This window comes from Microbacterium sp. NPDC079176, assembly GCF_040686675.1.
In the GTDB taxonomy this organism is placed as follows: Bacteria; Actinomycetota; Actinomycetes; order Actinomycetales; family Microbacteriaceae; genus Microbacterium.
Genome location: NZ_JBFBLM010000003.1, coordinates 88,546 through 111,256, shown reverse-complemented (window position 1 = coordinate 111,256; position 22,711 = coordinate 88,546). Strand labels below are relative to the sequence as shown.

At 70.9% G+C, this 22,711-nt stretch carries 22 protein-coding genes; 11 read left to right on the top strand and 11 right to left on the bottom strand.

Annotated features, from left to right (window positions below):
* Positions 1 to 56 precede the first annotated feature (56 nt).
* The 6 genes from AB0P11_RS07865 to AB0P11_RS07840 all read left to right on the top strand — a co-directional run bounded on the left by AB0P11_RS07865 (position 57) and on the right by AB0P11_RS07840 (position 8,400).
* Positions 57 to 4,649: an ATP-dependent helicase gene (locus tag AB0P11_RS07865; protein WP_363521074.1), complete on the top strand. Its 4,593-nt coding sequence runs from the start codon at positions 57 to 59 to the stop codon at positions 4,647 to 4,649.
* A 33-nt stretch (positions 4,650 to 4,682) separates the two neighbouring features.
* Positions 4,683 to 5,522, top strand: a complete 840-nt coding sequence (locus AB0P11_RS07860) for an EI24 domain-containing protein (RefSeq protein WP_363521071.1) — start codon at positions 4,683 to 4,685, stop codon at positions 5,520 to 5,522.
* Positions 5,522 to 6,295: a DNA-formamidopyrimidine glycosylase family protein gene (locus AB0P11_RS07855; protein ID WP_056280260.1), complete on the top strand. Its 774-nt coding sequence runs from the start codon at positions 5,522 to 5,524 to the stop codon at positions 6,293 to 6,295. The genes AB0P11_RS07860 and AB0P11_RS07855 overlap by 1 nt, the downstream gene beginning before the upstream one ends.
* 81 nt (positions 6,296 to 6,376) lie before the next feature.
* Entirely contained in the window at positions 6,377 to 6,784 is a 408-nt protein-coding gene (locus tag AB0P11_RS07850; RefSeq protein ID WP_053097570.1) for a DapH/DapD/GlmU-related protein, read from the top strand.
* Positions 6,785 to 6,836: 52 nt separating this feature from the next.
* Positions 6,837 to 7,577, top strand: coding sequence for a LysR substrate-binding domain-containing protein (locus tag AB0P11_RS07845; RefSeq protein WP_285363933.1), 741 nt, complete (start codon positions 6,837 to 6,839; stop codon positions 7,575 to 7,577).
* 100 nt (positions 7,578 to 7,677) lie between these two features.
* Entirely contained in the window at positions 7,678 to 8,400 is a 723-nt protein-coding gene (locus tag AB0P11_RS07840) for a GMP synthase (RefSeq protein ID WP_053099224.1), read from the top strand.
* 54 nt (positions 8,401 to 8,454) lie between these two features.
* Here AB0P11_RS07840 and AB0P11_RS07835 read toward each other — a convergent pair whose 3' ends face one another.
* Together AB0P11_RS07835 and AB0P11_RS07830 are read right to left on the bottom strand one after the other, a co-directional pair.
* Positions 8,455 to 8,913 (bottom strand): hypothetical protein, encoded by a 459-nt coding sequence (locus tag AB0P11_RS07835; protein ID WP_056279635.1) that lies wholly within the window; start codon positions 8,911 to 8,913, stop codon positions 8,455 to 8,457.
* Entirely contained in the window at positions 8,910 to 10,124 is a 1,215-nt protein-coding gene (locus AB0P11_RS07830) for a cation:proton antiporter (protein WP_053099225.1), read from the bottom strand. The genes AB0P11_RS07835 and AB0P11_RS07830 overlap by 4 nt, the downstream gene beginning before the upstream one ends.
* 93 nt (positions 10,125 to 10,217) lie before the next feature.
* Between AB0P11_RS07830 and purU the strand changes: the two genes are divergently transcribed.
* Positions 10,218 to 11,069, top strand: coding sequence for a formyltetrahydrofolate deformylase (purU, locus tag AB0P11_RS07825; RefSeq protein WP_056279633.1), 852 nt, complete (start codon positions 10,218 to 10,220; stop codon positions 11,067 to 11,069).
* Positions 11,070 to 11,166: 97 nt separating this feature from the next.
* Here the strand turns inward: purU and AB0P11_RS07820 are convergent, their stop codons facing one another.
* Positions 11,167 to 12,213 carry a nitronate monooxygenase gene (locus tag AB0P11_RS07820; protein ID WP_363521063.1) on the bottom strand — a complete coding sequence of 349 codons (1,047 nt, stop codon included), beginning with the start codon at positions 12,211 to 12,213 and terminating at the stop codon, positions 11,167 to 11,169.
* 103 nt (positions 12,214 to 12,316) lie between these two features.
* On the opposite strand from AB0P11_RS07820, the gene AB0P11_RS07815 reads away from it, so the two are divergent.
* Both AB0P11_RS07815 and yidC read left to right on the top strand, forming a co-directional pair.
* Positions 12,317 to 12,589, top strand: a complete 273-nt coding sequence (locus tag AB0P11_RS07815) for a DUF6412 domain-containing protein (protein ID WP_053097575.1) — start codon at positions 12,317 to 12,319, stop codon at positions 12,587 to 12,589.
* 62 nt (positions 12,590 to 12,651) lie between these two features.
* Entirely contained in the window at positions 12,652 to 13,413 is a 762-nt protein-coding gene (yidC, locus tag AB0P11_RS07810) for a membrane protein insertase YidC (RefSeq protein ID WP_072591720.1), read from the top strand.
* Positions 13,414 to 13,425: 12 nt separating this feature from the next.
* Here the strand turns inward: yidC and AB0P11_RS07805 are convergent, their stop codons facing one another.
* From AB0P11_RS07805 to AB0P11_RS07795, 3 genes are all read right to left on the bottom strand, one after another.
* Positions 13,426 to 14,397 carry a DMT family transporter gene (locus AB0P11_RS07805; RefSeq protein WP_320490435.1) on the bottom strand — a complete coding sequence of 324 codons (972 nt, stop codon included), beginning with the start codon at positions 14,395 to 14,397 and terminating at the stop codon, positions 13,426 to 13,428.
* A 44-nt stretch (positions 14,398 to 14,441) separates the two neighbouring features.
* A complete protein-coding gene (locus AB0P11_RS07800) occupies positions 14,442 to 15,326 on the bottom strand; it encodes an SDR family oxidoreductase (RefSeq protein WP_056279629.1) in 885 nt (294 codons plus the stop codon).
* A gap of 153 nt (positions 15,327 to 15,479) precedes the next feature.
* A complete protein-coding gene (locus AB0P11_RS07795) occupies positions 15,480 to 15,830 on the bottom strand; it encodes an ATP-dependent DNA ligase (RefSeq protein ID WP_363521057.1) in 351 nt (116 codons plus the stop codon).
* A gap of 171 nt (positions 15,831 to 16,001) precedes the next feature.
* Between AB0P11_RS07795 and AB0P11_RS07790 the strand changes: the two genes are divergently transcribed.
* Complete coding sequence (locus AB0P11_RS07790) at positions 16,002 to 16,523, top strand: FHA domain-containing protein (RefSeq protein WP_053097580.1); 522 nt, start codon at positions 16,002 to 16,004, stop codon at positions 16,521 to 16,523.
* Positions 16,520 to 17,098, top strand: coding sequence for a nicotinamide-nucleotide amidohydrolase family protein (locus AB0P11_RS07785; protein WP_363521053.1), 579 nt, complete (start codon positions 16,520 to 16,522; stop codon positions 17,096 to 17,098). The genes AB0P11_RS07790 and AB0P11_RS07785 overlap by 4 nt, the downstream gene beginning before the upstream one ends.
* Before the next feature lie 33 nt (positions 17,099 to 17,131).
* Here AB0P11_RS07785 and AB0P11_RS07780 read toward each other — a convergent pair whose 3' ends face one another.
* The 5 genes from AB0P11_RS07780 to phnC are packed head-to-tail and all read right to left on the bottom strand — an operon-like array spanning position 17,132 to position 22,681.
* Positions 17,132 to 18,220 carry an alcohol dehydrogenase catalytic domain-containing protein gene (locus AB0P11_RS07780; RefSeq protein WP_363521050.1) on the bottom strand — a complete coding sequence of 363 codons (1,089 nt, stop codon included), beginning with the start codon at positions 18,218 to 18,220 and terminating at the stop codon, positions 17,132 to 17,134.
* 9 nt (positions 18,221 to 18,229) lie between these two features.
* Positions 18,230 to 18,961, bottom strand: a complete 732-nt coding sequence (locus AB0P11_RS07775) for an HAD family hydrolase (protein WP_072591725.1) — start codon at positions 18,959 to 18,961, stop codon at positions 18,230 to 18,232.
* Positions 18,958 to 20,106 carry a TIGR03364 family FAD-dependent oxidoreductase gene (locus AB0P11_RS07770; RefSeq protein WP_363521047.1) on the bottom strand — a complete coding sequence of 383 codons (1,149 nt, stop codon included), beginning with the start codon at positions 20,104 to 20,106 and terminating at the stop codon, positions 18,958 to 18,960. Before AB0P11_RS07770 ends, AB0P11_RS07775 begins: the two co-directional genes overlap by 4 nt.
* A complete protein-coding gene (locus AB0P11_RS07765) occupies positions 20,103 to 21,839 on the bottom strand; it encodes an ABC transporter permease subunit (RefSeq protein WP_363521044.1) in 1,737 nt (578 codons plus the stop codon). The genes AB0P11_RS07770 and AB0P11_RS07765 overlap by 4 nt, the downstream gene beginning before the upstream one ends.
* Positions 21,836 to 22,681, bottom strand: coding sequence for a phosphonate ABC transporter ATP-binding protein (gene phnC / locus AB0P11_RS07760; protein WP_363521041.1), 846 nt, complete (start codon positions 22,679 to 22,681; stop codon positions 21,836 to 21,838). The genes AB0P11_RS07765 and phnC overlap by 4 nt, the downstream gene beginning before the upstream one ends.
* Between the last annotated feature and the right edge of the window lie 30 nt (positions 22,682 to 22,711).

The following is a 22,711-nucleotide window of genomic DNA, read 5'->3' as shown; positions in this document are numbered from 1 at the left end:
CCGCACCCTCGGACAATGCCGACCCCGATGTCGGTGGCACGGGTGATGATGGAGGGATGAGCGACGTGCTCGAACGCTTCACCCCTGCCACGCAAGACTGGTTCCGGGGTGCGTTTCCCGAACCCACGCCCGCCCAGTCGGGCGCCTGGAATGCGATCTCTGCCGGAAAGCACGCGCTCGTCGTCGCACCGACCGGCTCGGGCAAGACGCTCTCGGCCTTCCTCTGGGCGATCGACAGCGTGTTCCGCGAGCGCATCGAGCAGCCCACCCCTCCCGCGAAGCGCACGAAGGCCGCCGACGCCTCGCGCACGCGCATCCTCTACATCTCGCCGCTGAAGGCGCTCGGCGTCGACGTGGAGCGCAACCTGCGCTCGCCCCTCATCGGCATCGGCCAGTCGGCCAGGCGGCTCGGCGTCGAGGCCCCTTCGGTGACGGTCGGCGTACGCTCGGGCGACACGACCTCGAGCGATCGCCGCAAGCTGGTCTCCGATCCGCCCGACATCCTCATCACGACCCCCGAGTCGCTGTATCTGATGCTCACCAGTCGCGCCGGCGAGACGCTTCGCGATGTGCACACGGTCATCATCGACGAGGTGCATGCGGTCGCCGCGACCAAGCGCGGAGCCCACCTCGCGGTGAGCCTCGAGCGTCTCGATGCGCTGCGTCGCACCCACGGCCACGACCAACCCGCACAGCGCATCGGCCTGTCGGCCACCGTGCGTCCGATCGACGAGGTCGCGCGGTTCCTCGGCGGCGCGGCGCCTGTCGAGATCGTCGCGCCGCCGGCGTCCAAGACGTTCGAGCTGGGCGTCGTGGTGCCGATGGACGACATGACCAATCCGCCACCCCCTCCCGGCGCGCCGAAGGACGCGGGAGACGCGGCGGATGCGGAGTACACCGAGGTCACCGGCTCCGTGTGGCCCCACGTCGAGGAGGCGATCGTCGATCGCATCCTGCAGAACAAGTCGACCATCGTGTTCTCCAACTCGCGTCGCCTCGCCGAGCGCCTCACCGGGCGACTCAACGAGATCTACTCCGAGCGCATCGGCGTCGCACTGCCCGAGGCCTCCGTGCCGGCAGCCATGATGGCGCAGGCAGGTGCCACCGCCGGAGCAGACCCCGTGCTCGCCAAGGCGCACCACGGGTCGGTCTCGAAAGAGCAGCGCGCCCAGGTCGAAGAAGAGCTCAAGTCCGGTGTCCTGCGCTGCGTGGTCGCGACGAGCAGCCTCGAGCTCGGCATCGACATGGGTGCGGTCGACCTGGTGATCCAGGTCGAGGCCCCGCCGTCCGCGGCCTCCGGTCTGCAGCGCGTCGGGCGAGCAGGTCACCAGGTCGGCGAGATCAGCCGGGCCGCCCTCTTCCCGAAGCACCGCGGCGACGTGCTGCACACCGCGATCGTCACCGAGCGGATGCTGGCGGGCAAGATCGAGGCGATCCAGGTGCCCCGCAATCCGCTCGACATCCTCGCGCAGCAGACGGTCGCCGCCAGCGCCCTCGGCGAGATCAGCGTCGAGGAGTGGTTCGAGACCGTGCGTCGCTCGGCTCCGTTCCAGTCGCTCCCCCGATCGGCCTACGAGGCGACGCTCGACCTGCTCGCCGGACGGTTCCCCTCCGATGAGTTCGCCGAACTCCGCCCGCGGCTGGTGTGGGACAGAGACGCCGGCACCCTGACCGGACGTCCGGGCGCGCAGCGCATCGCCGTCACGAGCGGGGGCACGATCCCCGATCGCGGACTCTTCGGGGTCTTCGTCGCCGGCGAGTCGACCGGCGCCCGCGTCGGCGAGCTCGACGAGGAGATGGTCTACGAGTCGCGAGTGGGCGACGTCTTCACGCTCGGCACGACGAGCTGGCGGATCGCCGAGATCACCCATGACCGGGTCAACGTCATCCCCGCCTACGGCCAGCCCGGCAAGGTGCCGTTCTGGCACGGAGACGGCATCGGCCGACCGTTCGAGCTCGGCGAGGCGCTGGGGAGGTTCTCGCGAGAGGTCTCCGCCGCGACTCCCGAGAAGGCCGCCCAGCGACTGATCGAAGCCGGACTCGACGCGCAGGCGCGGATGAACCTGATGGCGCACCTGACCGAGCAGCGCGAAGCGACCGGAACGCTGCCGACCGATCGCACTCTGACGGTCGAGCGCGGGCGCGACGAGGTCGGCGACTGGCGGGTCATCCTTCATTCCCCGTACGGCATGAAGGTGCATGCACCGTGGGCGCTGGCGATCAACGCCCGCATCCGCGAGCGACTCGGAGTCGAGGGCTCTGCGGTCGCGAGCGACGACGGCATCATCGTGCGCATCCCGGATGCCGAGGCCGAGCCGCCCGGGGCCGAGCTCTTCGTGTTCGACCCGGATGAACTCGAGCAGCTCGTCACCCAGGAGGTCGGCGGCTCGGCGCTGTTCGCGTCGCGCTTCCGCGAATGCGCGGCGCGCGCGCTGCTCATGCCGCGCACCAACCCCAACCGGCGCACCCCGCTGTGGCAGCAGCGTCAGCGTTCGGCCCAGCTGCTCGAGGTGGCGCGCCGGCACCCGACGTTCCCCGTGATCCTCGAGACGCTCCGTGAGGTCCTGCAGGACGTCTACGACCTGCCCTCGCTGCGCACGCTGGCGGTGTCGATCGCCGACCGGCGCATCCGGCTCGTCGAGACGCAGCCGCCTCAGCCCTCGCCCTTCGCCCGCGACCTGCTGTTCGGCTACGTCGGTGCCTTCATGTACGAAGGGGACTCCCCCCTCGCCGAGCGCCGGGCGGCCGCCCTCTCGGTCGACCCCGCGCTGCTCGGCGAGCTGCTCGGCACAATCGAGCTCCGCGAGCTGCTCGACCCCGACGTCATCGCCCAGTTCGAGAGAGAAGCGCAGCGCCTCGACCCCGAGCGACGAGCGCGAGGTCTCGAAGGCGTCGCCGATCTGCTGCGGATGCTCGGTCCGATGGATGCCGCCGAGATCGACGCACGACTCGACCCGGAGACGGGGTCCGCGTCCGACCACCTCGACGCGCTGATCGCCGCCCGCCGCGCGATCCCCGTCACCGTCGCCGGCACCACGCGCGTCGCAGCCATCGAGGACGCCGGTCGGCTGCGTGACGCACTCGGTGCCGCGCTGCCCACCGGCATCCCCGTCGCATTCCTCGAACCGCTCGCCGATCCGCTCGGCGACCTCATCGCGCGCTATGCCCGCACGCATGGTCCCTTCACGACGGATGCCGTCGCGACGCGATTCGGGCTCGGCGCCGCCGTCGCGCGGCATACCCTGCAGCGGCTCGAGCACTCGGGCAGACTGACCAGCGGTTACTTCCTGCCCGAGGCCTCGGGCACGGGGAACGAGACCGAATGGTGCGACACCGAGGTGCTGCGCCGCCTGCGGATGCGGTCGCTCGCCGCGATCCGAGGCAGCGTCGAGCCCGTGTCGCCCGAGGCGTATGCGCGCTTCCTGCCGGACTGGCAGCACCTGGGACGCCCGCTCGAGGGACTCGACGGGGTGCTCGCGGTGATCGAGCAGTTCGCCGGGGTGCCCGTGCCCGCGAGCGCGTGGGAGTCGCTCGTGCTGCCCTCTCGGGTGCGCGACTACTCCCCCGCCCTGCTCGACGAGCTCACTGCCTCGGGAGAGGTCATCTGGTCGGGCCACGGCACGCTGCCGGGGCGCGACGGCTGGGTCTCGCTGCATCCCGCAGACCTCGCGCCGTTCACGCTGCCCGAGCCCGACGACGAGATCGCCGCCGACTCGCTCGAGGCCCGAGTGCTGATCGCGCTGGATGCGGGTGGCGCGTACTTCGCCGGTCAGCTGAAGGACATGACCGGCGCCGAGAACGAGCAGTCCGTGCTCGAGGCGCTGTGGGCGCTGACGTGGGGCGGCCGGGTCACCAACGACACCTTCGCCCCGATCCGGTCGCTGCTGGCCGGTGGTTCCCAGGCGCACCGGGTCACCCGACGCGCTCCGCGCACGCGCACCTATCGGGGGATGTCGCTGGCACGGACCGCGCCCCGACCGACGTCGATCGGCGGGCGCTGGTCGCTGCTGCCCACCGTCGACACGGATGCCGCTCGTCGTGCGACCGTCACCGCAGGGCTGCTCCTCGACCGCTACGGCGTGGTCACCCGCGGAGCCGTGCAGGCCGAGGGCGTGCCGGGCGGGTTCGCGCAGACATACCGGGTCCTCGCCGGCTTCGAGGAGGCTGGGCACTGCCGCCGCGGCTATGTGATCGAGAGGCTCGGCGCGGCGCAGTTCGCGGCATCCGCCACCGTCGACCGACTTCGCACGTTCGCCGGGCTCGCCGATCCGCCTCCCCGCAATGCCGTCACGCTCGCCGCGACAGATCCCGCCAACCCCTACGGCGCGGCGCTCGGATGGCCCAAGCGCGACGAGGTCTCGCATCGCCCCGGGCGCAAGGCCGGAGGCCTGGTGGTGATCGTCGACGGATCGCTCATCCTCTACCTCGAACGCGGGGGACGCACGGTGCTGTGCTTCACCGACGACGCCGAGGTGCTGCGCGCGGCAGCGACCGACCTCGCAGCGACCGCCCGCGCGCGGCGCCTCGACACCCTCACGGTCGAGAAGGTCAACGGCGAAGGCGTGTACGGCACCGAGCTCGCCCTCGCTCTGCAGGAGTCCGGATTCGTGGCCACCCCCCGCGGCTACACGCTGCGCAAGGCGATCTGACCGGCCCATGACCACTGATTCTAGGCTGGACGCATGATCGGGGAGTTCATCAGCGGCGTCCGCACCCTGCTGCGCGGTTTCGGCACATGGCGGCGCCGACCGGGGCTCATGGCCCTCGGTCTCGTACCGGGCTTCATCGCCGCGCTGGTGCTGCTCGCCGGACTCGTGCCGCTCGCGCTCGCTCTCGGGCCGATCTCCGACGGTCTCACCCCCTTCGCCGACGGCTGGATCCCGGCCTGGCGCTCGGTGCTGCGCGCCGCCGTAGGCATCGTGATCTTCGCCGCGGCGCTCGCACTCGCGAGCGCCGTGTTCAGCGCCCTCGCCCTGACGATCGGCGACCCGTTCTACCAGCGCATCTGGCGCGCTGTCGAGGCCGATCTCGGCGACGCCCCGCCCTCGGACGGCGGCGGATTCTGGATGGCGGTCGGCGAGGGCCTGAGACTCGTGGTCCTCGGCATCCTGATCGCGATCGCCGTGCTGCTGCTCGGTCTCGTCCCTCTCATCGGCGGATTCCTCGGTGCGGTGGGCGGCGTCGTGCTGTCGGGACGGATGCTCGCCCGCGAGCTCACCGGGCGGGCGTTCGACGCCCGCGATCTCAGCCCTGCCGACCGGGCGGTGCTGTTCCGCGGCAGCCGCGCGCGCGTGCTCGGCTTCGGTGTCGCCACGCAGCTGTGCTTTCTGATCCCCGGCGGGGCTGTCGCGGTCATGCCCGCCGCTGTCGCGGGTGCCACTGCCCTCGCGCGCACCATGCTGCAGCGCACGCCGCTGCCACAGCACACTCCGCAGCACGCTCCACAGCACACTCCTCCGCCTCCCCTGCCGGGCAGCGTCTCGGCGCCGCTGCCGCCACCCCCCGGGTCAGGGCACGCCTGATGCCCGAGGGCGATACCGTCTTCCGCACCGCCAGACGTCTCGACGAGGCGCTGGTCGGCGGTGAGGTGGCGCGCTTCGACCTTCGGGTGCCGCGATTCGCGACGCTCGATCTGACGGGTCAGCCGATCCTCTCGTCGATCGCGCGCGGCAAGCATCTGCTGCTGCGGATCGGCGACAGCACGCTGCATTCCCATCTGCGCATGGACGGCGCCTGGCTCGTCTACCGGGCGGGTGAGAAGTGGCGGCATCCGGCGTTCAAGGTCCGCGCGATCGTCGGCACGGCGCAGCGCGAGGCGGTGGGCATCGACCTCGCCGAGATCGAGGTCGTTCCGACCCGCGACGAGGACGAGCTCGTCGGCCATCTCGGCCCCGATCCGCTCGGCCCGGACTGGGATGCCGTCGAGGCCGCCAGACGCGTGAGCGCCGACACCCGCAGCATCCACGTCGCCCTTCTCGACCAGCGGAACGTCGCGGGGTTCGGCAACGAATACGCCGCGGAACTCCTGTTCCTCCGCGGAATCCTGCCGACGACCCCCGCACCGGAGGTCGACGTTCCCGCGCTGCTCGACCTCGGCGTGCGCACGATCCGCGCGAACCGCGATCGTCGCCATCGCACCTTCACCGGAGTCGATCGCCCCGGTCAGGGGACGTGGGTGTACGGACGTGCCGGACGCCAGTGCCGCCGCTGCGGAACCCCCATCAGACGCGGCGAGCAGGGCGCGGATCCGACCCGCGAGAGGATCACATTCTGGTGTCCCGTGTGTCAGCGATGACCCGCATCCATGCTCGGGAATGAATCCGGCACCCCCGTGGTTATTGATATATCCGGAGAACTCCGGAACACGGGAGGAATCGTGGGAAAGAACTACGTCGACATCGAGAACGACCAGGGCGCCACGCTGCGATACCGCAAGCACGCCAACGGTCGCGGTCTCGTCGCGCACGGCGCGAAGGTCCATCCGAAGGCGCACATCGAAGCGGGCGCCTACATCGAACCCGGCGCCCGTATCGGCGCGGGGGCGACCATCGCCCGCGGCGCATGGATCGAACCGGATGCCGTGATCGGCGAGGGTGCGCACGTCGACGCGCACGCACACATCGGCCAGGGTGCCGCCGTCGGAGACGGCGCGCACATCGGCGTCCGCACCGAGGTCGGCGCGGGAGCGCGGATCGTCCGCGGTGCGCGCATCGGCGACGACGAGACGGTCGCGGCCGGACTGACGGTCGCCACCGACCCGAAGGGGCTGTGGCTCGCGGCCTGATCGGCCGCGCTCTCAGAACGTCTCACCTCATCCGCCGGGTACCCTGGAGCACATGGCGACTCAGGGACGACGACCGGCAGGACGTGCCGGCAAGGGCTCGCCCGTGCGGCGCAACAAGGCCGCACCGGCTCAGCGGTTCCCGCCGCCCAAGCCTCCGAAGAAGACCGCCAAGGTCGTCTTCGACGCGCCCGACACCGAACCGGAGCAGCCGCGCACATTCCGTCTCGGGGTCGTCCCCGGCGCGACGCCGGGCAAGTGGATCGATGCCTGGAAGCAGCGGATGCCGCATGTGCCCATCGAGCTGGTGACGATCGAGGTCGCCGATCAGCGAGACGCCATCGGCGACCTCGATGCGGCCCTCGTGCGCCTGCCGCTGGCAGATGAGAACCTGCACATCATCACGCTGTACGACGAGGTGCCGGTGGTGGTCGCATCGATCGAGTCGCACCTCCTCGCGGCCGACGAGTTGACCGTCGCCGATCTGTCGGGCGAGATCGTGATGGTCCCGACCGACGATGCGCTCGGTCCGATCGACATCCCGGGTGCCGTCGCGCCGGCCTTCGCACCGCTGTCGGTCGCGGACGCCATCGTGACCGCCGCCACCGGGACGGGCATCGTGATCGTCCCCATGTCGCTCGCACGCCTGCACCACCGAAAGGATGTCGGCCACCGACCCCTGGCCGACGGCCCCACCTCGACGGTCGCCCTGGCTTGGCGCCGCGATCACACCACCCCCGACGTCGAGACGTTCATCGGGATCGTGCGCGGCCGCACGTCAAACTCGTCCCGATGACGCGAGCGCGCCGCCACCGCGACGGCTCCGCGGCGGCTCCGTGATGTGGTCGGAGTCGGCGGCGACGTCGACCGTGTCCCGTCGTCGTTAGACTCTCGTGGTGGTCTCGCTTCTCTACGTCTGTGTGCGCCCCGAACTCGGGGCGGCGGATGCCGAGCACGCCTCGTTCCGACGGGCGCTCGGCGTCGACGTCGTCGACCGCCTCGACCTGCTCACCGAGCGCCTCGACCCCGCGCGCCTCGCGCGATACAGCGGCGTCGTCGTCGGCGGCTCGCCGTTCAACGTCAGCGACGTCGAGAAGTCCGCCGTGCAGCTGAGGGTCGAAGCGGATCTCGAGCACATCGCGCGGCTGGCGATCGACTCGCAGGTCGCCGCCTTCTTCACCTGCTTCAGCATCGGCGTGGTGACGCGGATGCTCGGCGGCCAGGTCACGTCGGACACCCCCGAGTCGGCGAGCGCCACCGTGATCGAGACCACCGCCGCCGGCGCCGCGGACCCCGTCTTCGGTCCGAGCTCCCCCGCGCTCACCGTCTTCACCGCTCATAAGGAGAGCGCTGCGGCTCTGCCGGAGGGCGCGGTGCTGCTCGCCACGAATGACACCTGTCCCGTGCAGGCGTATCGGGTGGGCACCCACCTCTACACGGCGCAGTTCCATCCGGAGCCGACTCCGCGGGACTTCGCCGATCGGATGACGTTCTATCGCACCACCGGGTACTTCGACCCCGACGAGTTCGACGCCGTGCAGGGGCAGGTGCTGTCGGCATCCGTGACGGAGGGTGCGGCGCTGCTGCGCCGTTTCGCGCAGACGTTCGCGGCAGCCTGACGCCCGCGGGCTCAGCCGAGCCGCGGGCTCGGCCGGTCAGCCGAGCCCGTCGCCTCAGCCGCGCAGCAGCTCGACCCGTTCGCGGAGGTATGCCTCGAGCGGCATCCAACCGCCTGCCGTGCTCCATCGCACGGATGGCACCGTGTCGACCATCGCCAGAGGCCCGGATGCTCCGCCCGCGTCCACGACGGCGAGGTCGATCACCGACCATCCGACGTGCACGACATCGCCCTCGTCGAACCCGCCCCGCAGTGCCAGAGCACGTCGTTCTGCGCGCTCGCGCGCGGACTCCGCCGTGTAGCCGCGGCGCCCCGGATCGGCGGCCCTCAGCACCTCGGCGGTCGCCAGTGCGTGCGTCTCGGTGAGCAGCAGCACCCCGAGGTGCCACGCCTCGCCCACCCGCACGATGCGGCGTCCGCGCCACCGCGATTCGCGCTCTTCACCGAGTCCCTCCTTCGGAAGGCCGGCGAGCGCACGCACCGCGTCGGCGACGAGCGCGGACGCGGCCGTCACAGCTCCCCCTGCGGTGTCTCGCGGACGAGCGCCGGGTCGACGAGTCGTGCCGCCTCGCCGCGGATCAGCATCCCGATCAGGGGGAACAGCAGCACCGACAGCATCCCGGCCCCGACGAGTGCTGCCGCCGTGCCGGTGTCGATCATCTTCTGATCCACCCCGATCGCCGTCACGGCGACGATGATGGGCAGCCCGGTGGCGGCCAGCAGCCCGATCGCGGTGCGGTCCCTGGCGCTCGCGCCCGTCGGCGCGGAGAGCTGCGCGGTCGTGCCGCGGAGCACGAGCAGCGCGACGAGGAACAGCGGAAGCATCAGCATCGCGGACGACGAGCCGGTGAGCGCCTGCAGGTCGAAGTTCACGCCCGTGTAGAGGAAGAAGATCGGCACGAGGAAGCCGAACGCGATGGCCTCGAGCTTCGTCTCGACCGCCTCGGCGTCCTTCTCGGGCGCGCGCGCCATGATGATGCGCCACACCGCTCCGGCGACGAATGCACCCAGCAGCATGTCGAGGTCGAGCACGACGCTGAGGCCGACCAGCGACGCGATGAGCAGCAGCACGAACCGCACGCCGAACTGGTCGGAGGTGTGCAGAGTCGCACGCACGAACGAGTGGAGGCGCCCGTGCGGCATCCTCCGAGCCATGAGCACGGCGAGCCCCGCGAGCACGACGAAGGCGAGCAGCACCGCGGTGGCGAGCGGGGTGGTGCGGGTGCTGAGGAAGAGCGAGATCGCGATCAGCGGCAGGAACTCGCCGACCGCGCCGATCACGGTGACCGCACGTCCGAACGGGGTGTCGGTCTCCTGCGCATCCCTGAGGATCGGCATCAGCGTGCCGAGTGCGGTGGAGCTGAGGGCGATCGCGATCACGACCATCCCCTCGCCCGGGGCGAGGAGGAAGCCGATTCCGATGCCCAGCACCACGCTGATGGCCCACCCGATCGAGGCGCGGACGAGGGGCCGTCCGGCGACCGCCCGGAAGTCGATCTCGGAGCCCGCGATGAAGAACAGCATCGCGAGACCGAAATCACTGAGCTTCTCGAGGATGGGCGTCGGCTCGACCCAGCCGAGCACCGCGGGCCCCGCGAGAATCCCGAGGACGAGCTCGAACACGATGATCGGCACGCGGATGAGGGGTCGGATGCCGCGCGCCAGCAGCGGCGCTGCCACGGCGAGCAGCGGGATCAGCACCAGTCCGAGATCGCCCGCGTCCACGCTCCCAGAGTAGCGACCCGTCGTCGCGATGCGTCCGATTCGCCCGGTGGTCGCATCCACGGCAGAATCGATGCACACCCCCGAGGAGCCCTCATGTCTCAGCCCGACACCGCCCGCCTGCTGATCGCCTGCGATGATCAGCCCGGCATCGTCGCCGCCGTCGCCGGCGTGCTCTCCGTCCACGGCGCGAACATCATCTCGCTCGACCAGCACTCCACCGACTCCGAGGGCGGCCGGTTCTTCCAGCGCACGGTGATCCACCTCCCCGGGCTCTCTGCGGCGCGCACGGCTCTCGAAGCCGATCTGGCTCAGGTCGCCGAGCGGTTCGGCATGGAGTGGTCGCTGCACGACACCGCGCGGCGCAAGCGCGTCGCGATCTTCGTCTCGAAGTACGATCACTGCCTGATGGAGCTGCTGTGGCGCACGCAGCGAGGCCAGCTCGACATCGACGTCACGATGGTCGTCTCGAACCACCCCGACCTCGCCGAGTCCGTACGCTCGTTCGGGGTGCCGTTCGTGCACATCCCCTCAGGCGACAAGCAGACGATGGAACAGCGTCAGCTCGAGCTCCTGCGCGGCAACGTGGATCTGGTGGTCCTCGCCCGGTACATGCAGATCCTCACCGACGACTTCATCGAGGGTCTCGGCGCCCCGATCATCAACATCCACCATTCCTTCCTCCCCGCGTTCATCGGGGCGAACCCGTATGCGAGGGCGAAGGACCGCGGTGTGAAGCTGATCGGAGCCACCGCGCACTACGCGACAGCGGATCTCGATGAGGGACCGATCATCGAGCAGGACGTCACCCGTGTCACGCACTCGGAGTCGGCCGCCGATCTGCAGCAGCGCGGCGCCGACGTCGAACGCCTCGTTCTCGCCCGTGCCGTGCAGTGGCATGCCGAGGACCGTGTGATCGTCCACGGCCGGTCCACCGTCATCCTCTGACCCGGGGCGCCCAGAGGGGTGCGACGCCTCGAGCCGATGACGTCGCTGGCAAGCCCCCGTACCTGGCCAGCTTCACAGCCCGGATCGACAACGACCCTCACCGGGCCTCCGGCACTCCCGCCAGCAGGTCGGCGAAGGCCTCGGCGGCGGTCGCATGACCGGCCAGTGCCGCGCCCTGACCCATCCAGAGCGACTGCAACTCGCCGAGGTTCTGTTCGCCCGCTGCCGCGCGGAATCGGCCGGTGAGCCAGTTCTGCATCGGGAACGGGGCGATCGTCCCGCTCGCCTCGATCGCCCGCACCGCACGGTTGCGGGTGCCGCGGGCGAGGCGTCCGCTCATCGCCTTCGTGAGAACGGTGCCGTCGGCGGCGGTGGAGCGGATGGCGTCGCGATGCGCCTGGTTCGCCGCCGACTCCGCCGTCGCGAGGAAGGCCGTGCCGACCTGCACGGCTGACGCTCCGAGCGCGAACGCGGCGGCGACTCCGCGCCTGTCGGCGATGCCGCCGGCCGCGATGACCGGCACATCGACGGCATCCACGACTTGCGGCACGAGTGCGAAGGTCCCGACGAGCGATTCCTCGGCCGGACGGAGGAACGACACCCGATGGCCGCCGGCCTCGAAGCCGGTCGCGACGACGGCGTCGACCCCGGCGCCCGCGAGTGCGACGGCTTCGGCGACGGTCGTCGCGGTTGCCACGACACGGATGCCGCGGCGGTGCGCCTCGTCGACGACGGCCCCGGACGGAACCCCGAAGACGGTGCTCAGCACGGGTGGTGCCGCCTCGAAGATCGCGTCGAGCTGCTCGTCGAGGGGAGGCAGGTAGCGCTCGGGGCGGGCGGGCACCTCGAGTCCGACCGCGTCGTAGAACGGCTGCAGCGCCTGCGCGAACACGGTGTGCTGCGGATTCGGCTCGACCTCGTCGCCGGTCGGCAGCCAGATGTTCACCGCGAAAGGACGCGAGGTCGCCTCCCGCAGAGACGCGATCGTCGCGCCGATGCGGTCGGCGTCGTAGCCGTAGAGCCCATAGCCGCCGAGGCCGCCGGCCTCGCTGACCGCCGCCGTGAGCCCGACGGAGGAGAGCCCGCCGAACGGACCGAGGATGATGGGGTGTTCGATGCCGAGCAGTGCGCGCAGATCACTCATGCCTCGAGGCTATCTCCGCTCCCCTGCCCCGAGGCGGGCGCGCGACCGATGCCGCACTCGGATGCCGGTGATAATCTCGGCGTGAGGGATCAGGGAGGCGCGCATGAGCGAATGGTTCGGGCAGATGCTCGGCTTCGTCGCGGCCGCGCTCGGGGTCATCGCGGTGCCGGATGCCGCGGCACTCGGTGTCGCGATCGCGCTGATCGCCCTGACGACCCTCACGATCGCCGTGGCGCTGAGCGTCGCACCGCCCTCTCCACGCAGCGCCCCGCACCCGCTGCGGGCGATCGACGTCTCGACCCTGCTCGCCCAGAGCGATCCTGACGCCGCCGGTCACCCGCGTCCTCGTGCGCCGGGAGTCGCCGTCTCCGCGTAGTCCGTCCTCGTACGGGACTGCGCGGCTTTCGCCGACCCTTCCCGACACACGAACGGACTTCCATGGACATCTTCGCCTTCCCACCCCTGACCTTCCTGCTCGACGCGGCGTACGGCGCCCTCGCCGGGCTCTCCGCACTGCTCGAACCGCTCGCCGGAGCATCCGCCGCCGCACTCGCCGTGGTGCTCGTCACGCTTCTCGTGCGCGCCCTGCTGATTCCCGTCGGCGTCTCGCAGGCGAAGGCCGAGCAGACCAGAGCGCGCCTGGCTCCTCGGCTGCGAGAATTGCAGCGCCGGCACAAGAAGAATCCCGAGCGCCTGCAGAAGGAGATGCTCGAGCTCTACCGCTCCGAGAACACGTCTCCGTTCGCCGGGATGCTGCCGGTCCTCGCTCAGGCGCCGGTCGTCGGCATCCTGTACACGCTGTTCATCCGCCCCGACATCGCCGGGCACCCGAACGACCTGCTCACGCACGACCTGTTCGGTGCACCGCTGGGCACCAGTTTCGTCTCCGCCGTCTTCGGCGGCACGGCGACGCCGGAGACGCTGTGGGTCTTCGGTGCGCTGATCGCCGTGATGATCGTGGTGGCCGAGATCACACGACGGGTCTTCCGGCCGGCCGTGGTCGACGACGACTCGCCGCTGAACTCGCCGACGATGCTGCGTGTGACCAGCGCTCTGCACTATCTGACGGCCGTCTTCGCGATGTTCGTGCCGCTCGCCGCCGCGCTGTATCTCACCGTGACCGTGGTCTGGACGCTGGTGCAGCGGATGCTGCTGCGGCGCCGCTATCCGCTGCCCGTGCCTGCTGCGGTCAGCGCCTGACGGGTCGGCCGGTCATTCGGGCAGCGGGATCGGCGCGGTGAAGGGACCGGGCTCGTCGTCGCGGCGGGCGCCGTCGGGCCCGGTCCCGACCTCTCGGGCTGCGGCCGCATCGTCTCGACGGCGCTGACGTCGCACGCCGAGCGTCGTGCCGACGCTCGCCGCCACCACCAGGGCGATCGCGAGCATCCGCAGCGGAGTCGCCGACTGCCCGAGGATCAGCCACCCGGCGAGCGTCGCGAATGCGGGCTCGAGGCTCAGGAGCACGCCGAACACGCGTTGCGGCAGGCGACGCAGCGCGGCGAGCTCGAAGCTGTAGGGGATCACCGACGACAGCACGGCGGTGACCGCGGCGAGCAGCAGCAGCTGCATGTCGCCCGCGACGGTGACCGCGGCCGGCACACCGACCGGGATCAGCAGGATCGCGGCCACGACCAGGCCGACCGCGAGTCCGCTGCTGCCGGGGATGATGGCACCCACCCGGGCACTCATCCGGATGTACATGGCCCAGAAGCCGGCGGCGATCAGGATGAAGACGATCCCGAGCGGATCGAGGGGCTCGGCGCCGATCAGTCCGTCGACGCCGAGCAGCACCATCCCGAGCAGCGCGACCCCCACCCAGGCGGCATCGACGAGGCGCCTGGTCAGCACGGCGGCGAGGACGAGCGGCCCGAGGAACTCGATCGCGACGGCCGGACCGAGCGGGATGCGGTCGATCGCGGCATAGAAGAAGCCGTTCATCGCGGCGAGCGAGACCCCGAACAGCACGGCGGCGAGCCACTGCGACTTCGACCACCGGAATGGTCTCGGGCGCACGATGACGACCAGCAGCAGCGCCGCGATCGCCACGCGCAGCGAGGTCACACCCCACGGGCCGAGCACCGGGAAGAGCTGGGCCGCGACCGCGGCCCCGAACGGCAGCGACAGGCAGGAGCAGACCACGAGCACGACGCCCACGAGCGGACGGGACGGCGTGGACTGCTTCACCCAGCCAGCCTACGGCGCGCGCGGATGCCGACGAACCGGCCCTGTCAGAGGTGCTTGCCGCCGGTGACCGCGAGCACCGCGCCCGAGGTGTACGACGACTCCGCCGACGCGAGGTACACGTAGGCGCCGGCGAGCTCTGCCGGCTGTCCGGCCCGGCCGAGAGGCGTGTCGGATCCGAAGGTCTTCACCCGCTCGTCCGACCAGCCGGTGGCCGGGATCAGCGGCGTCCAGATGGGGCCGGGAGCGACGGCGTTCACGCGGATGCCGCGCTCTCCCGCCTCCTCGGCGAGCGCCTTGACGAACGCGACCTGCGCCGCCTTGGTCATCGCGTAGTCGATGAGGTTGGGCGACGGCTCGAAGGCCTGCACGGACGACGTGACGATGATGCTGGAGCCGGACTCAAGATGCGGGTACGCGGCCCTGGCCGAGTACAGCAGGCCGAAGAGGTTGGTCTCGAACACGCGGCGGAGGCGGTCGGTCTCGAGATTCTCGAAGCCGTCGATGTCGTGCTGGTACGCGGCGTTCAGCACCAGGATGTCGAGGCCGCCGAGGGCGCTCCGCGTCTCGGTCACCACCTCGGTGGCGAAGGCCTCGTCGCGGACGTCGCCGGCGAGGCTCAGCCCCTGGCGGCCTTCGGCGCGCACGAGATCGATGGTCTCGTCGGCATCCGCCTGCTCCTCCGGCATGTGCACGATCGCCACGTCGGCTCCCTCGCGGGCGAAGGCGATCGCGACGGCTCGGCCGATTCCGGAATCCCCGCCGGTGATCAGGGCTCTACGCCCCTCGAGACGCCCGTGGCCCACGTACGACTCCTCGCCGTGGTCGGGAGTCGGGCGCATGTCGTCGGTCAGTCCCGGCTGGTTCTGCTGCTGACCGGGGAATTCCTCGTCGCGGTGCTGGCTGCGGGGGTCGGGGGTGCTGTCTGCCATGGTGTCTCCTCTTCCTCGCGACTCGCCATCATCGTGCGTGGCCTGAGTCGGGCGTTCAACGAGACTCGCGGCCCGTCGGCGCCCTCGGGAGGGGGTTGACAATCGACACCTCGATCGACGATCGGAGTGCGACAGGTGAATGGCTCGGGCCGCTCAGGCCCCGGGGGCGGCGGGCTCGTCGTCGGCCGACGCGACGGAGCCGGACGTGTCCTGTGGCTCGGGAACGAGATACAGCCCGCTCGGCGCGTTCGCGGTGAAGGCGAGCGCCTCGATCCAGGCGCGGTTGATCGACGGCTGCCTGCTGCCGAAGTACTTGAAGGCGAGCGAGCTGCCCGGCTGCACCCACACCGTCGTGCGGCCGCCGCCGACGCTCGCGTCTTCGCGCCAGCTGAACGGGAACGGCTCGGCGCGTCGCAGCTTGGCGGTCATCACGAGCTGCAGGTGGGTGAGGGCGCGATCCTCGATCTCGGTCTTCACGCTGCCCTCGTAGATGAACTTGCCCATTCGCCCTCTCCTCTGGTGTGCAGGTCTTCGTCATGCAGTTTATGGGACCGCAGGCCCTCGATGCGTCGCCCCGAGCGGGCTGTCCAGACGGGGTCGGAGCGGGCCGAAGTCAACCCCCTGCGTGCGGATCCCTTCGCCGATATCCTGGCAGGAACCGCGAGGAGACCCACCATGAACGCACGACACATCGACGACCGTTCCGATGAGGGCTACACCCCCACGACCACTCACGCCGAGTTCGGCGAGGGCAACCCGCGCCTGCGCGTCACGCGCGACGGCGAGCGCGCCGAGTTCGCCCTCGAGGTCGACGTGGTGCGCATCGGCTCCGCTGCCGACAACGAGCTGCGGCTCGACGGCGCCGACCCCGTGCACGCCACGATCACGCACGACGACCGTGACGAGTACGTCCTCGAACTCCACGGCGAGGGCGAGATGAACAGCAACCCCGACGCCACCGCCACCCACCCCGGCGATCGCACCCAGACGCTGCGCACCGGCGCACGCTTCACCGTCGGCGAGTGGGAGCTGGTCTACGCACGCGACGAGTTCGCCGACCACGGGCGCCCGTACGGCGGACGCCTCGGCGGCGAGTACTCCGACCAGCCGCTGCAGCCCCCGCGGCCCGACTACTCCGACGAGGCGACCATCGAGTCCGACGCCCCGACGCACGCGGACTCCGCCGAAGAGAAGTGACAGCAGAGCAGTCACCGCTGGACCGCGTCAGCGAGGTCGCCGCTGAGCGCGGACTGCGCATCTGCGTGGTGGAATCCCTGACCTCGGGACGTCTGGCGAGCACGATCGGCGCGGGGGCCGACGCCGGTGAGTGGTTCGCCGGCGGCATCGTGGCCTACCTCACCGATGTGAAGGAGAGCCTGCTCGGACTCACGCCGGGAACGGATCCGTGTTCCCCCGAGTGTGCCGAGCATCTCGCCGCGAGCGCACTGCGGCTGTTCGACGCCGACGTCTGCATCTCGACGACGGGGGTCGGCGGGCCCGATCCTGAAGGCGGGCACGAGCCCGGCACCGTCTACGTCGGATGGGCCACGGGCGACGGGGTCGGTCACCGCAGGCTGGCGCTCAGCGGCGATCCGCAGGAACTCCTCGACGAGACGGTCGACACCGCCATGCGGCTGCTCGCGTTCCATGCCGAGGGCATCCGCCCTGCGGGACCGCGGCGCTCGGGACCGGGGTCTTCGGCATCCGCGGCTGCCGAAGACGACGCCGAAGACGACGCCGAGGAAGGTGGCGCGGCAGAGCCCACGGCCTGAGCCCTGGCTCTTCTGCGCTCGACCCGTCTCCCGTCAGCGTCCGGGTACGACGCCGATGCGCAACGGCGCGCCGGGAGCGGATGCCGCGGTGATGGCCTCGTCGAGGTCGGCGAGCTGCCGCACTTCCCCGACCGCGTCCACGAACGGGTAGGCGCGTCCTCGTCCTGCGAGGAATGCGACAGCCTCGGCGAGCTCCGATCCCGTGTAGTTGTGCACGCCGGTGACGGTCACCAGCCGGCGAACGATGCTCTCGGCGTCGAGGGGCACCGGCTCGGCAGGGAAGACGCTCCCGACCAGCACGACCGTGCCCCCGGTGGCGACGCCGGCGAGCGCCTCGGCCACGGCATGCCCCGAGGCCTCGATCACGACGTCCGGGTCACGATCGATCGGACCGGCGCCGAAGCGTGCGGCCAGCGCCAGCCGTTCGGGTGCGGGGTCGAGCACCTCGACCGTCGCGCCGTGCTCCACCGCGATCGCCGCGGCCGAGAGCCCGACGAGTCCGGCTCCGTGGATGCGGACGGTCGCGCCGTCGAGGTCGTGATCGCGCGCAGCCCGGGCGACGGCGGCCCAGGCGGTCGCGGTCGCGCACGATGCCGGAGCGAGCACCGCGGCCGGCAGGGACTCGGGCACCCGCACGATCGCCGTGCCCGCCCGCACCTGGACGTGCGAGCCGAACGCGCCGGTGAGGTCGCCGTGCACGCCGATGCGGTCATGACCGTACTTGCCGAGCGTGCGGCACTTCTGCGGCACACCCCGGGCGCACCTGTCGCAGGTGCCGCACGAGATCGTGACCGACCAGACGATCCGATCCCCGATGCGCACGGGGACGCCGTCGACCGTCGAGGCCCCGCCGTCGCCCAGGGCGATCACGCGTCCGACGCTCTCGTGTCCGAGCACCAACGGCACCGGGGCGGACCGACGTCCGTGCACGGTGTGGACGTCGGACCCGCAGATCGTCGACATCTCGACGGCGACGAGCACGTCGTGCTCACCGAGCGCGACACCGGGCACGGCGATCATTTCGTGCGGGTGGCCCTCACCGATCCACACCATCGCTGTGGCCGCGGGCCGCAGGGCCACGTCGCGACGGTGGCCGGGAGGACGGATCAGCAGAGTTCCCATGTCAGGGCCTCAGACCGTGGGCACGAGAGGGAGCAGCCCGCGCTCGGTGAGCGTGCCGCGAAGATGCGTCACGTCCTCGAGCACGACGTCGGCACCGGCGAGCTCGAGCGCGCCCGCGTCGTGGGCGCCCGTCAGGACGCCGGCGACGAGACCGGCGCCTGCGCGGCGGCCCGACTCGACGTCGCTGATCGTGTCTCCGGCGACAGCGACAGCGGCGACCGACGAGGTCTGCGTGCGGATCAGCGCCGCGAGCACGAGATCGGGTGCCGGACGCCCGCGCCCGGCGTCGACCGGCGAGAGGGCGAGGTCGATGAGCCCGCGCCAGCCCAGACCGTCGATCAGCGCATCGCGGGTGACCGGCGCGAATCCCGTCGTGAGCACGACCCTCAGACCGGCGTCCTTCAGCCCCTGGATCGCATCGGCCGCCCCGGGGATCTCGGTGACCCCCTGCTCGGCCACGATCTCGGCGTAGGCGCCTTCGAATGCGGCCGTCGCGCGCTCGGCGGCGGCACGGTCTCCTCCCGCGAGGTGCGTGAAGACCTCGATCTTGGACTGCCCCATGGTGGCGCGCACGTGCGCGAGCGCGTCGTCCCACGGCATCCGATCGGCGACGCCGGTGCGTTCGGCGGCGCGCTGGAACGCCGTCTCGACGACCCCGTCGTCGAGCACGGTCGTGCCGGCCATGTCGAGCACGATGAGTTCGAGCGCCGGTGCCGGAGCTGCGTCGAGCTGAGTGGTCATGGGGTTCCTTCCATTGCAGGTGTCCACCCGAAGGTGGCGGTGAGATTCTCTTCGGCGAGCCCCAGACCCGTGGTCATTCCGATGCCGGTGGTCGCGGCGAGCACCAGCACCCCCTCGTCGACCGTGTCGATGAGGAAGTCCTTCGACGCCTTCGCATACACGCCCTGCCAGCGCTCCAGCACCCGTGGGGCCGGCATCTCGAACAGCGCCTCCGCCTCGGCGAGGAACGCCGTGAACGCGGCCTCGGGTTGGAACGGCTCCGGCGCGGTCGATGTGGCGTGCGAGTCGCCGATGATGAGCGTGCCGTCCGGCAGCTGCGTGTACATCTGATTGAGATCGAGCGCGGCGAGGTCCGGACGCTCCGAATGCAGGCGATCGCGGAGCGCGGCGGTGGCGGCACCGTCGGGGAAGCGTCCGTAGCGGACGAGCGACCACCCGGTCAGCAGCGGGGCGGAGAGCGGATGCCCGAGACTCACCGCTGCACGCATCATGTCGAGAGCGCACCGGACGACGCCTGACCGTTCCGCCACCTCCGGCAGCAGCTGGTCGATGTCGTGATTCGCCGCGACGACGACCGCGCCTGTGGTGATCGCGCCTCTCGTCGTCTCGACGCGGCGTCCGGCGACGGAGGTCGCCGCCGTGCGGAAGCGGAAGTCGACGCCCAGTCCTGCGAGGTGCCGCACGATCGCCGCGGCGGCGGTGCGCGGATCGGTCTGCAGGTCGGTCTCGATGTGCGCTCCGCCGAGGAGTCCCCGGCGACGGAGCGGGGCGAGGCGCAGCAGCTCATCCGCATCGAGCATCCGGATGCCGCCATCGGCCGCCGCCTGCTCGAGCACGGCGATCTCGTCGGCGTGGCGGGCGGCGACCAGTGTCCCCGACTCGCGGATCCAGAACCCTGCATCCTGAGCGAGGCGCAGCCACAGGTCTCGGGACAGGTCCGCGTAGCGCCGGGCCTCCCCCGTCTGCGCGCCGATGCAGAGGTGGCCGAAGTTGCGGATCGTCGCGCCGACGGGAGCATCCGCTCTGTCGACGACGATGACGCTCAGACCCCGCCGCACCGCCGCGTACGCGGCGCCGAGGCCGATGATCCCCGAGCCGACGACCACGAGGTCGGCGGAGTCGGTCGAGCCGGCGCGGCCGCTCATCGGAACACCTTGCGCATCCACATCGCGAGCCCTTCGACGACGAGCACGGTGACGAGGATCATCAGCACGATCGCCGTCACGGTCTCATAGCGCGAACCCTGGCTGGCGTTGAGCAGGTAGTACCCGACACCGCCTCCGCCGACGATGCCGAGGATGGTCGCGGCGCGGATGTTCGTGTCGAGCATGTAGAAGCTGTGCCCGATGAGCGCCTGCATGCCCTGCGGCACGGTCGCCGAGGCGTAGGTCTGCAGCCGGGTGGCGCCGACCGCCCGCAGGGCCCGTTCGGGCCCACGGTCGACCTCCTCGAGGGAATCGGCGATCAGCTTGCCGAGCAGACCGATGCCGCCGATGGCCAGCGCGATGACTCCCGCCTGGGCGCCGAGGCCGGTGATGACGACGAGCACGATCGCGAGGATCAGCTCGGGAATGCCGCGGATGCCGACGAGCAGGAAGCGCGCGATGCCCCGCGCTCCCGCTCCGGGTGCGACGTTGCTCGCGGCGAGGGAGCCGAGGATCAGCGACGGCAGCAGCGTGAGCACCGTCGCCGCGAGTGCGATCGCGACCGTGTCCCGCATGGCCGCGATCATCGCGGACGCCTCATAGCTGCCGAATGACGGCGGCCAGAACTTCGCTGCGACCTCGGGGAGCTTGGCCCAGAAGGTGAAGAAGTCCATCCAGTTGATCTGGCTGACGACGACGCTGCCGATGACGACGAGCACCGCCGTCCCGATGCCGATCGTGTTGCGCACCCGCTCCGCGGTCCACGGTCGACGCACGGCGGTCTGCGGGCTGGCCGCCCACTCCGGGCGCTCCGTCGTCACCGCGCCCGTCGCCCCGCGCAGTCGCGGGCGGATGATGCGGTCGATCCACGACCGCGTCTGCCGCTGCTGGCCGAGCATTGCCCCGCGCACCAGGCTCGACACGATCTCCATCACGACGCACAGGATGAAGATGACCAGGGCGATGCCGAGGCCCTTGCCGTAGTTCAGCGACTTGAAGGCGTAGGACATCTCGAGTCCGAGGCCGGCCACGCCCACGTAGCCGAGCACGACGCTGCCGCGCAGGTTGATGTCGTTGCGGTGCAGCACCGTCGCGACCCAGCTCGGCAGCACCTGGGGAAGGATTCCTGAGGCGAACTCCTGCATCTTCGATCCCCCCGCGGCGCGGATCGCGAGCCGGGGGCCCTCGTCGATCTGCTCGATCGCGTCGGCGAACATCTTCGAGATCATCCCGATCGAATGGATGCCGATGGCGAGGATGCCGGGCAGGGTGCCGAGCGAGAACATGAGAACGAACGCCATCGCGAGCACGACGTCCGGCAGCGCTCGGGTGAGCACTCCCACGAACCGCGCGGCGGCACGCCATCCGTTGCCGGGGGTCGTGTTGGAGGCTGCGAGGTAGGCGATCGGCACCGACAGGGCGGCGGCGAGCAACGTGCCGACGAGCACGAGCCCCACGGTGAGGGCGATCAGCCAGGCGAGGTCGGCCGGTTCAGGGAACGAGAGGCCGCCGACACGGGCCATGAAGTTCTCGGCGTTGCCCCAGCTCTGCACCATCGCCGGGATCGAGATGCCGACCTCGTCGACCGCGAGGATGCCGAGCACCAGGAGCGCCAGCAGCGTCAGCCCGGCGGCGATGCGCTCGGCGGAGATCGGGCGGCGAGGAGCTCGATCGGCGACACTCGTGCGTGCGGGGGTCGCGTGCGCCCGAGGCGGGTCCGAGAGGACGGTCATGAGGCCCGCGCCTTGTCGAGCTGGGCGACGTCGACCGTGATCTCGGTGAGTTCGTCCTGCACGGCGCGGATCTCTGCGGTGGTCGTGGCGACGCGGCCGTAGATCTCCATGACCTCGGCCTTGGTCAGGTCGCCGGTCGGGGTGTCGAGCACGATCTCGCCGTGGCGCAGCCCCACGATGCGGTCGGCCCACGAGATCGCGAGGTCGACCTGGTGCAGGCTGCAGACGACCGTGAGCCCCTCGTCGGCGGCGATCTCACGGATCAGCGCCATCACCTGGTCGCTGGACTCCGGGTCGAGGGATGCGACGGGCTCGTCGGCGAGCAGGATGTCGGGCTTCTGCATCAGGGCGCGGGCGATCGCCACGCGCTGCTGCTGGCCGCCGGAGAGGGTGTCGCTGCGCTGATAGGCCCGGTCGAGCAGCCCGACGCGATCGAGGTGCTCGAGGGCGCGCAGCTTCGCCGCCTTCGAGTAGCCCCAGAGGCCGAGCCGCGGGCCGCGGACCTCCGACAGAGATCCGGTGAGCACGTTCTCGAGCACCGTCAGCGAGGGCACGAGCTCGAACTGCTGGAAGATGAATCCCACCCGGCTGCGGAGGGCGCGTAGTGCCTTGCCCTTGAGCGTCGGGACCTTCGCGCCGAGCACCTCGATCTCGCCCGAGGTCGGCACCTCGAGACCGTCGAGGTGGCGCAGCAGCGTCGACTTGCCCGAGCCGGAGAGCCCGAGCAGCACGACGATCTCGCCGCGTGAGACCTGCAGCGATGCGTTCTTCAGCGCGGTGGTCGAGCCGAAGGTCTTCGTCACACCGTCCAGGCGAATGAGGGCATCGGATGCCGTGTTCATGTCAGTTCTCCAGGGTCGTGGCGTCGAGCG

Coding starts and splice junctions, on each gene's coding strand:
- AB0P11_RS07770 (WP_363521047.1), bottom strand. CDS start 20,106: ATGAGCGGCCGCGCCGGCTCGACCGACTCCGCCGACCTCGTGGTCGTC.
- AB0P11_RS07795 (WP_363521057.1), bottom strand. CDS start 15,830: ATGGGCAAGTTCATCTACGAGGGCAGCGTGAAGACCGAGATCGAGGAT.
- AB0P11_RS07780 (WP_363521050.1), bottom strand. CDS start 18,220: ATGGGAACTCTGCTGATCCGTCCTCCCGGCCACCGTCGCGACGTGGCC.
- purU (WP_056279633.1), top strand. CDS start 10,218: ATGTCTCAGCCCGACACCGCCCGCCTGCTGATCGCCTGCGATGATCAG.
- yidC (WP_072591720.1), top strand. CDS start 12,652: ATGGACATCTTCGCCTTCCCACCCCTGACCTTCCTGCTCGACGCGGCG.
- AB0P11_RS07790 (WP_053097580.1), top strand. CDS start 16,002: ATGAACGCACGACACATCGACGACCGTTCCGATGAGGGCTACACCCCC.
- AB0P11_RS07820 (WP_363521063.1), bottom strand. CDS start 12,213: ATGAGTGATCTGCGCGCACTGCTCGGCATCGAACACCCCATCATCCTC.
- AB0P11_RS07815 (WP_053097575.1), top strand. CDS start 12,317: ATGAGCGAATGGTTCGGGCAGATGCTCGGCTTCGTCGCGGCCGCGCTC.
- AB0P11_RS07800 (WP_056279629.1), bottom strand. CDS start 15,326: ATGGCAGACAGCACCCCCGACCCCCGCAGCCAGCACCGCGACGAGGAA.
- AB0P11_RS07845 (WP_285363933.1), top strand. CDS start 6,837: ATGGCGACTCAGGGACGACGACCGGCAGGACGTGCCGGCAAGGGCTCG.
- AB0P11_RS07855 (WP_056280260.1), top strand. CDS start 5,522: ATGCCCGAGGGCGATACCGTCTTCCGCACCGCCAGACGTCTCGACGAG.
- phnC (WP_363521041.1), bottom strand. CDS start 22,681: ATGAACACGGCATCCGATGCCCTCATTCGCCTGGACGGTGTGACGAAG.
- AB0P11_RS07865 (WP_363521074.1), top strand. CDS start 57: ATGAGCGACGTGCTCGAACGCTTCACCCCTGCCACGCAAGACTGGTTC.
- AB0P11_RS07860 (WP_363521071.1), top strand. CDS start 4,683: ATGATCGGGGAGTTCATCAGCGGCGTCCGCACCCTGCTGCGCGGTTTC.
- AB0P11_RS07775 (WP_072591725.1), bottom strand. CDS start 18,961: ATGACCACTCAGCTCGACGCAGCTCCGGCACCGGCGCTCGAACTCATC.
- AB0P11_RS07765 (WP_363521044.1), bottom strand. CDS start 21,839: ATGACCGTCCTCTCGGACCCGCCTCGGGCGCACGCGACCCCCGCACGC.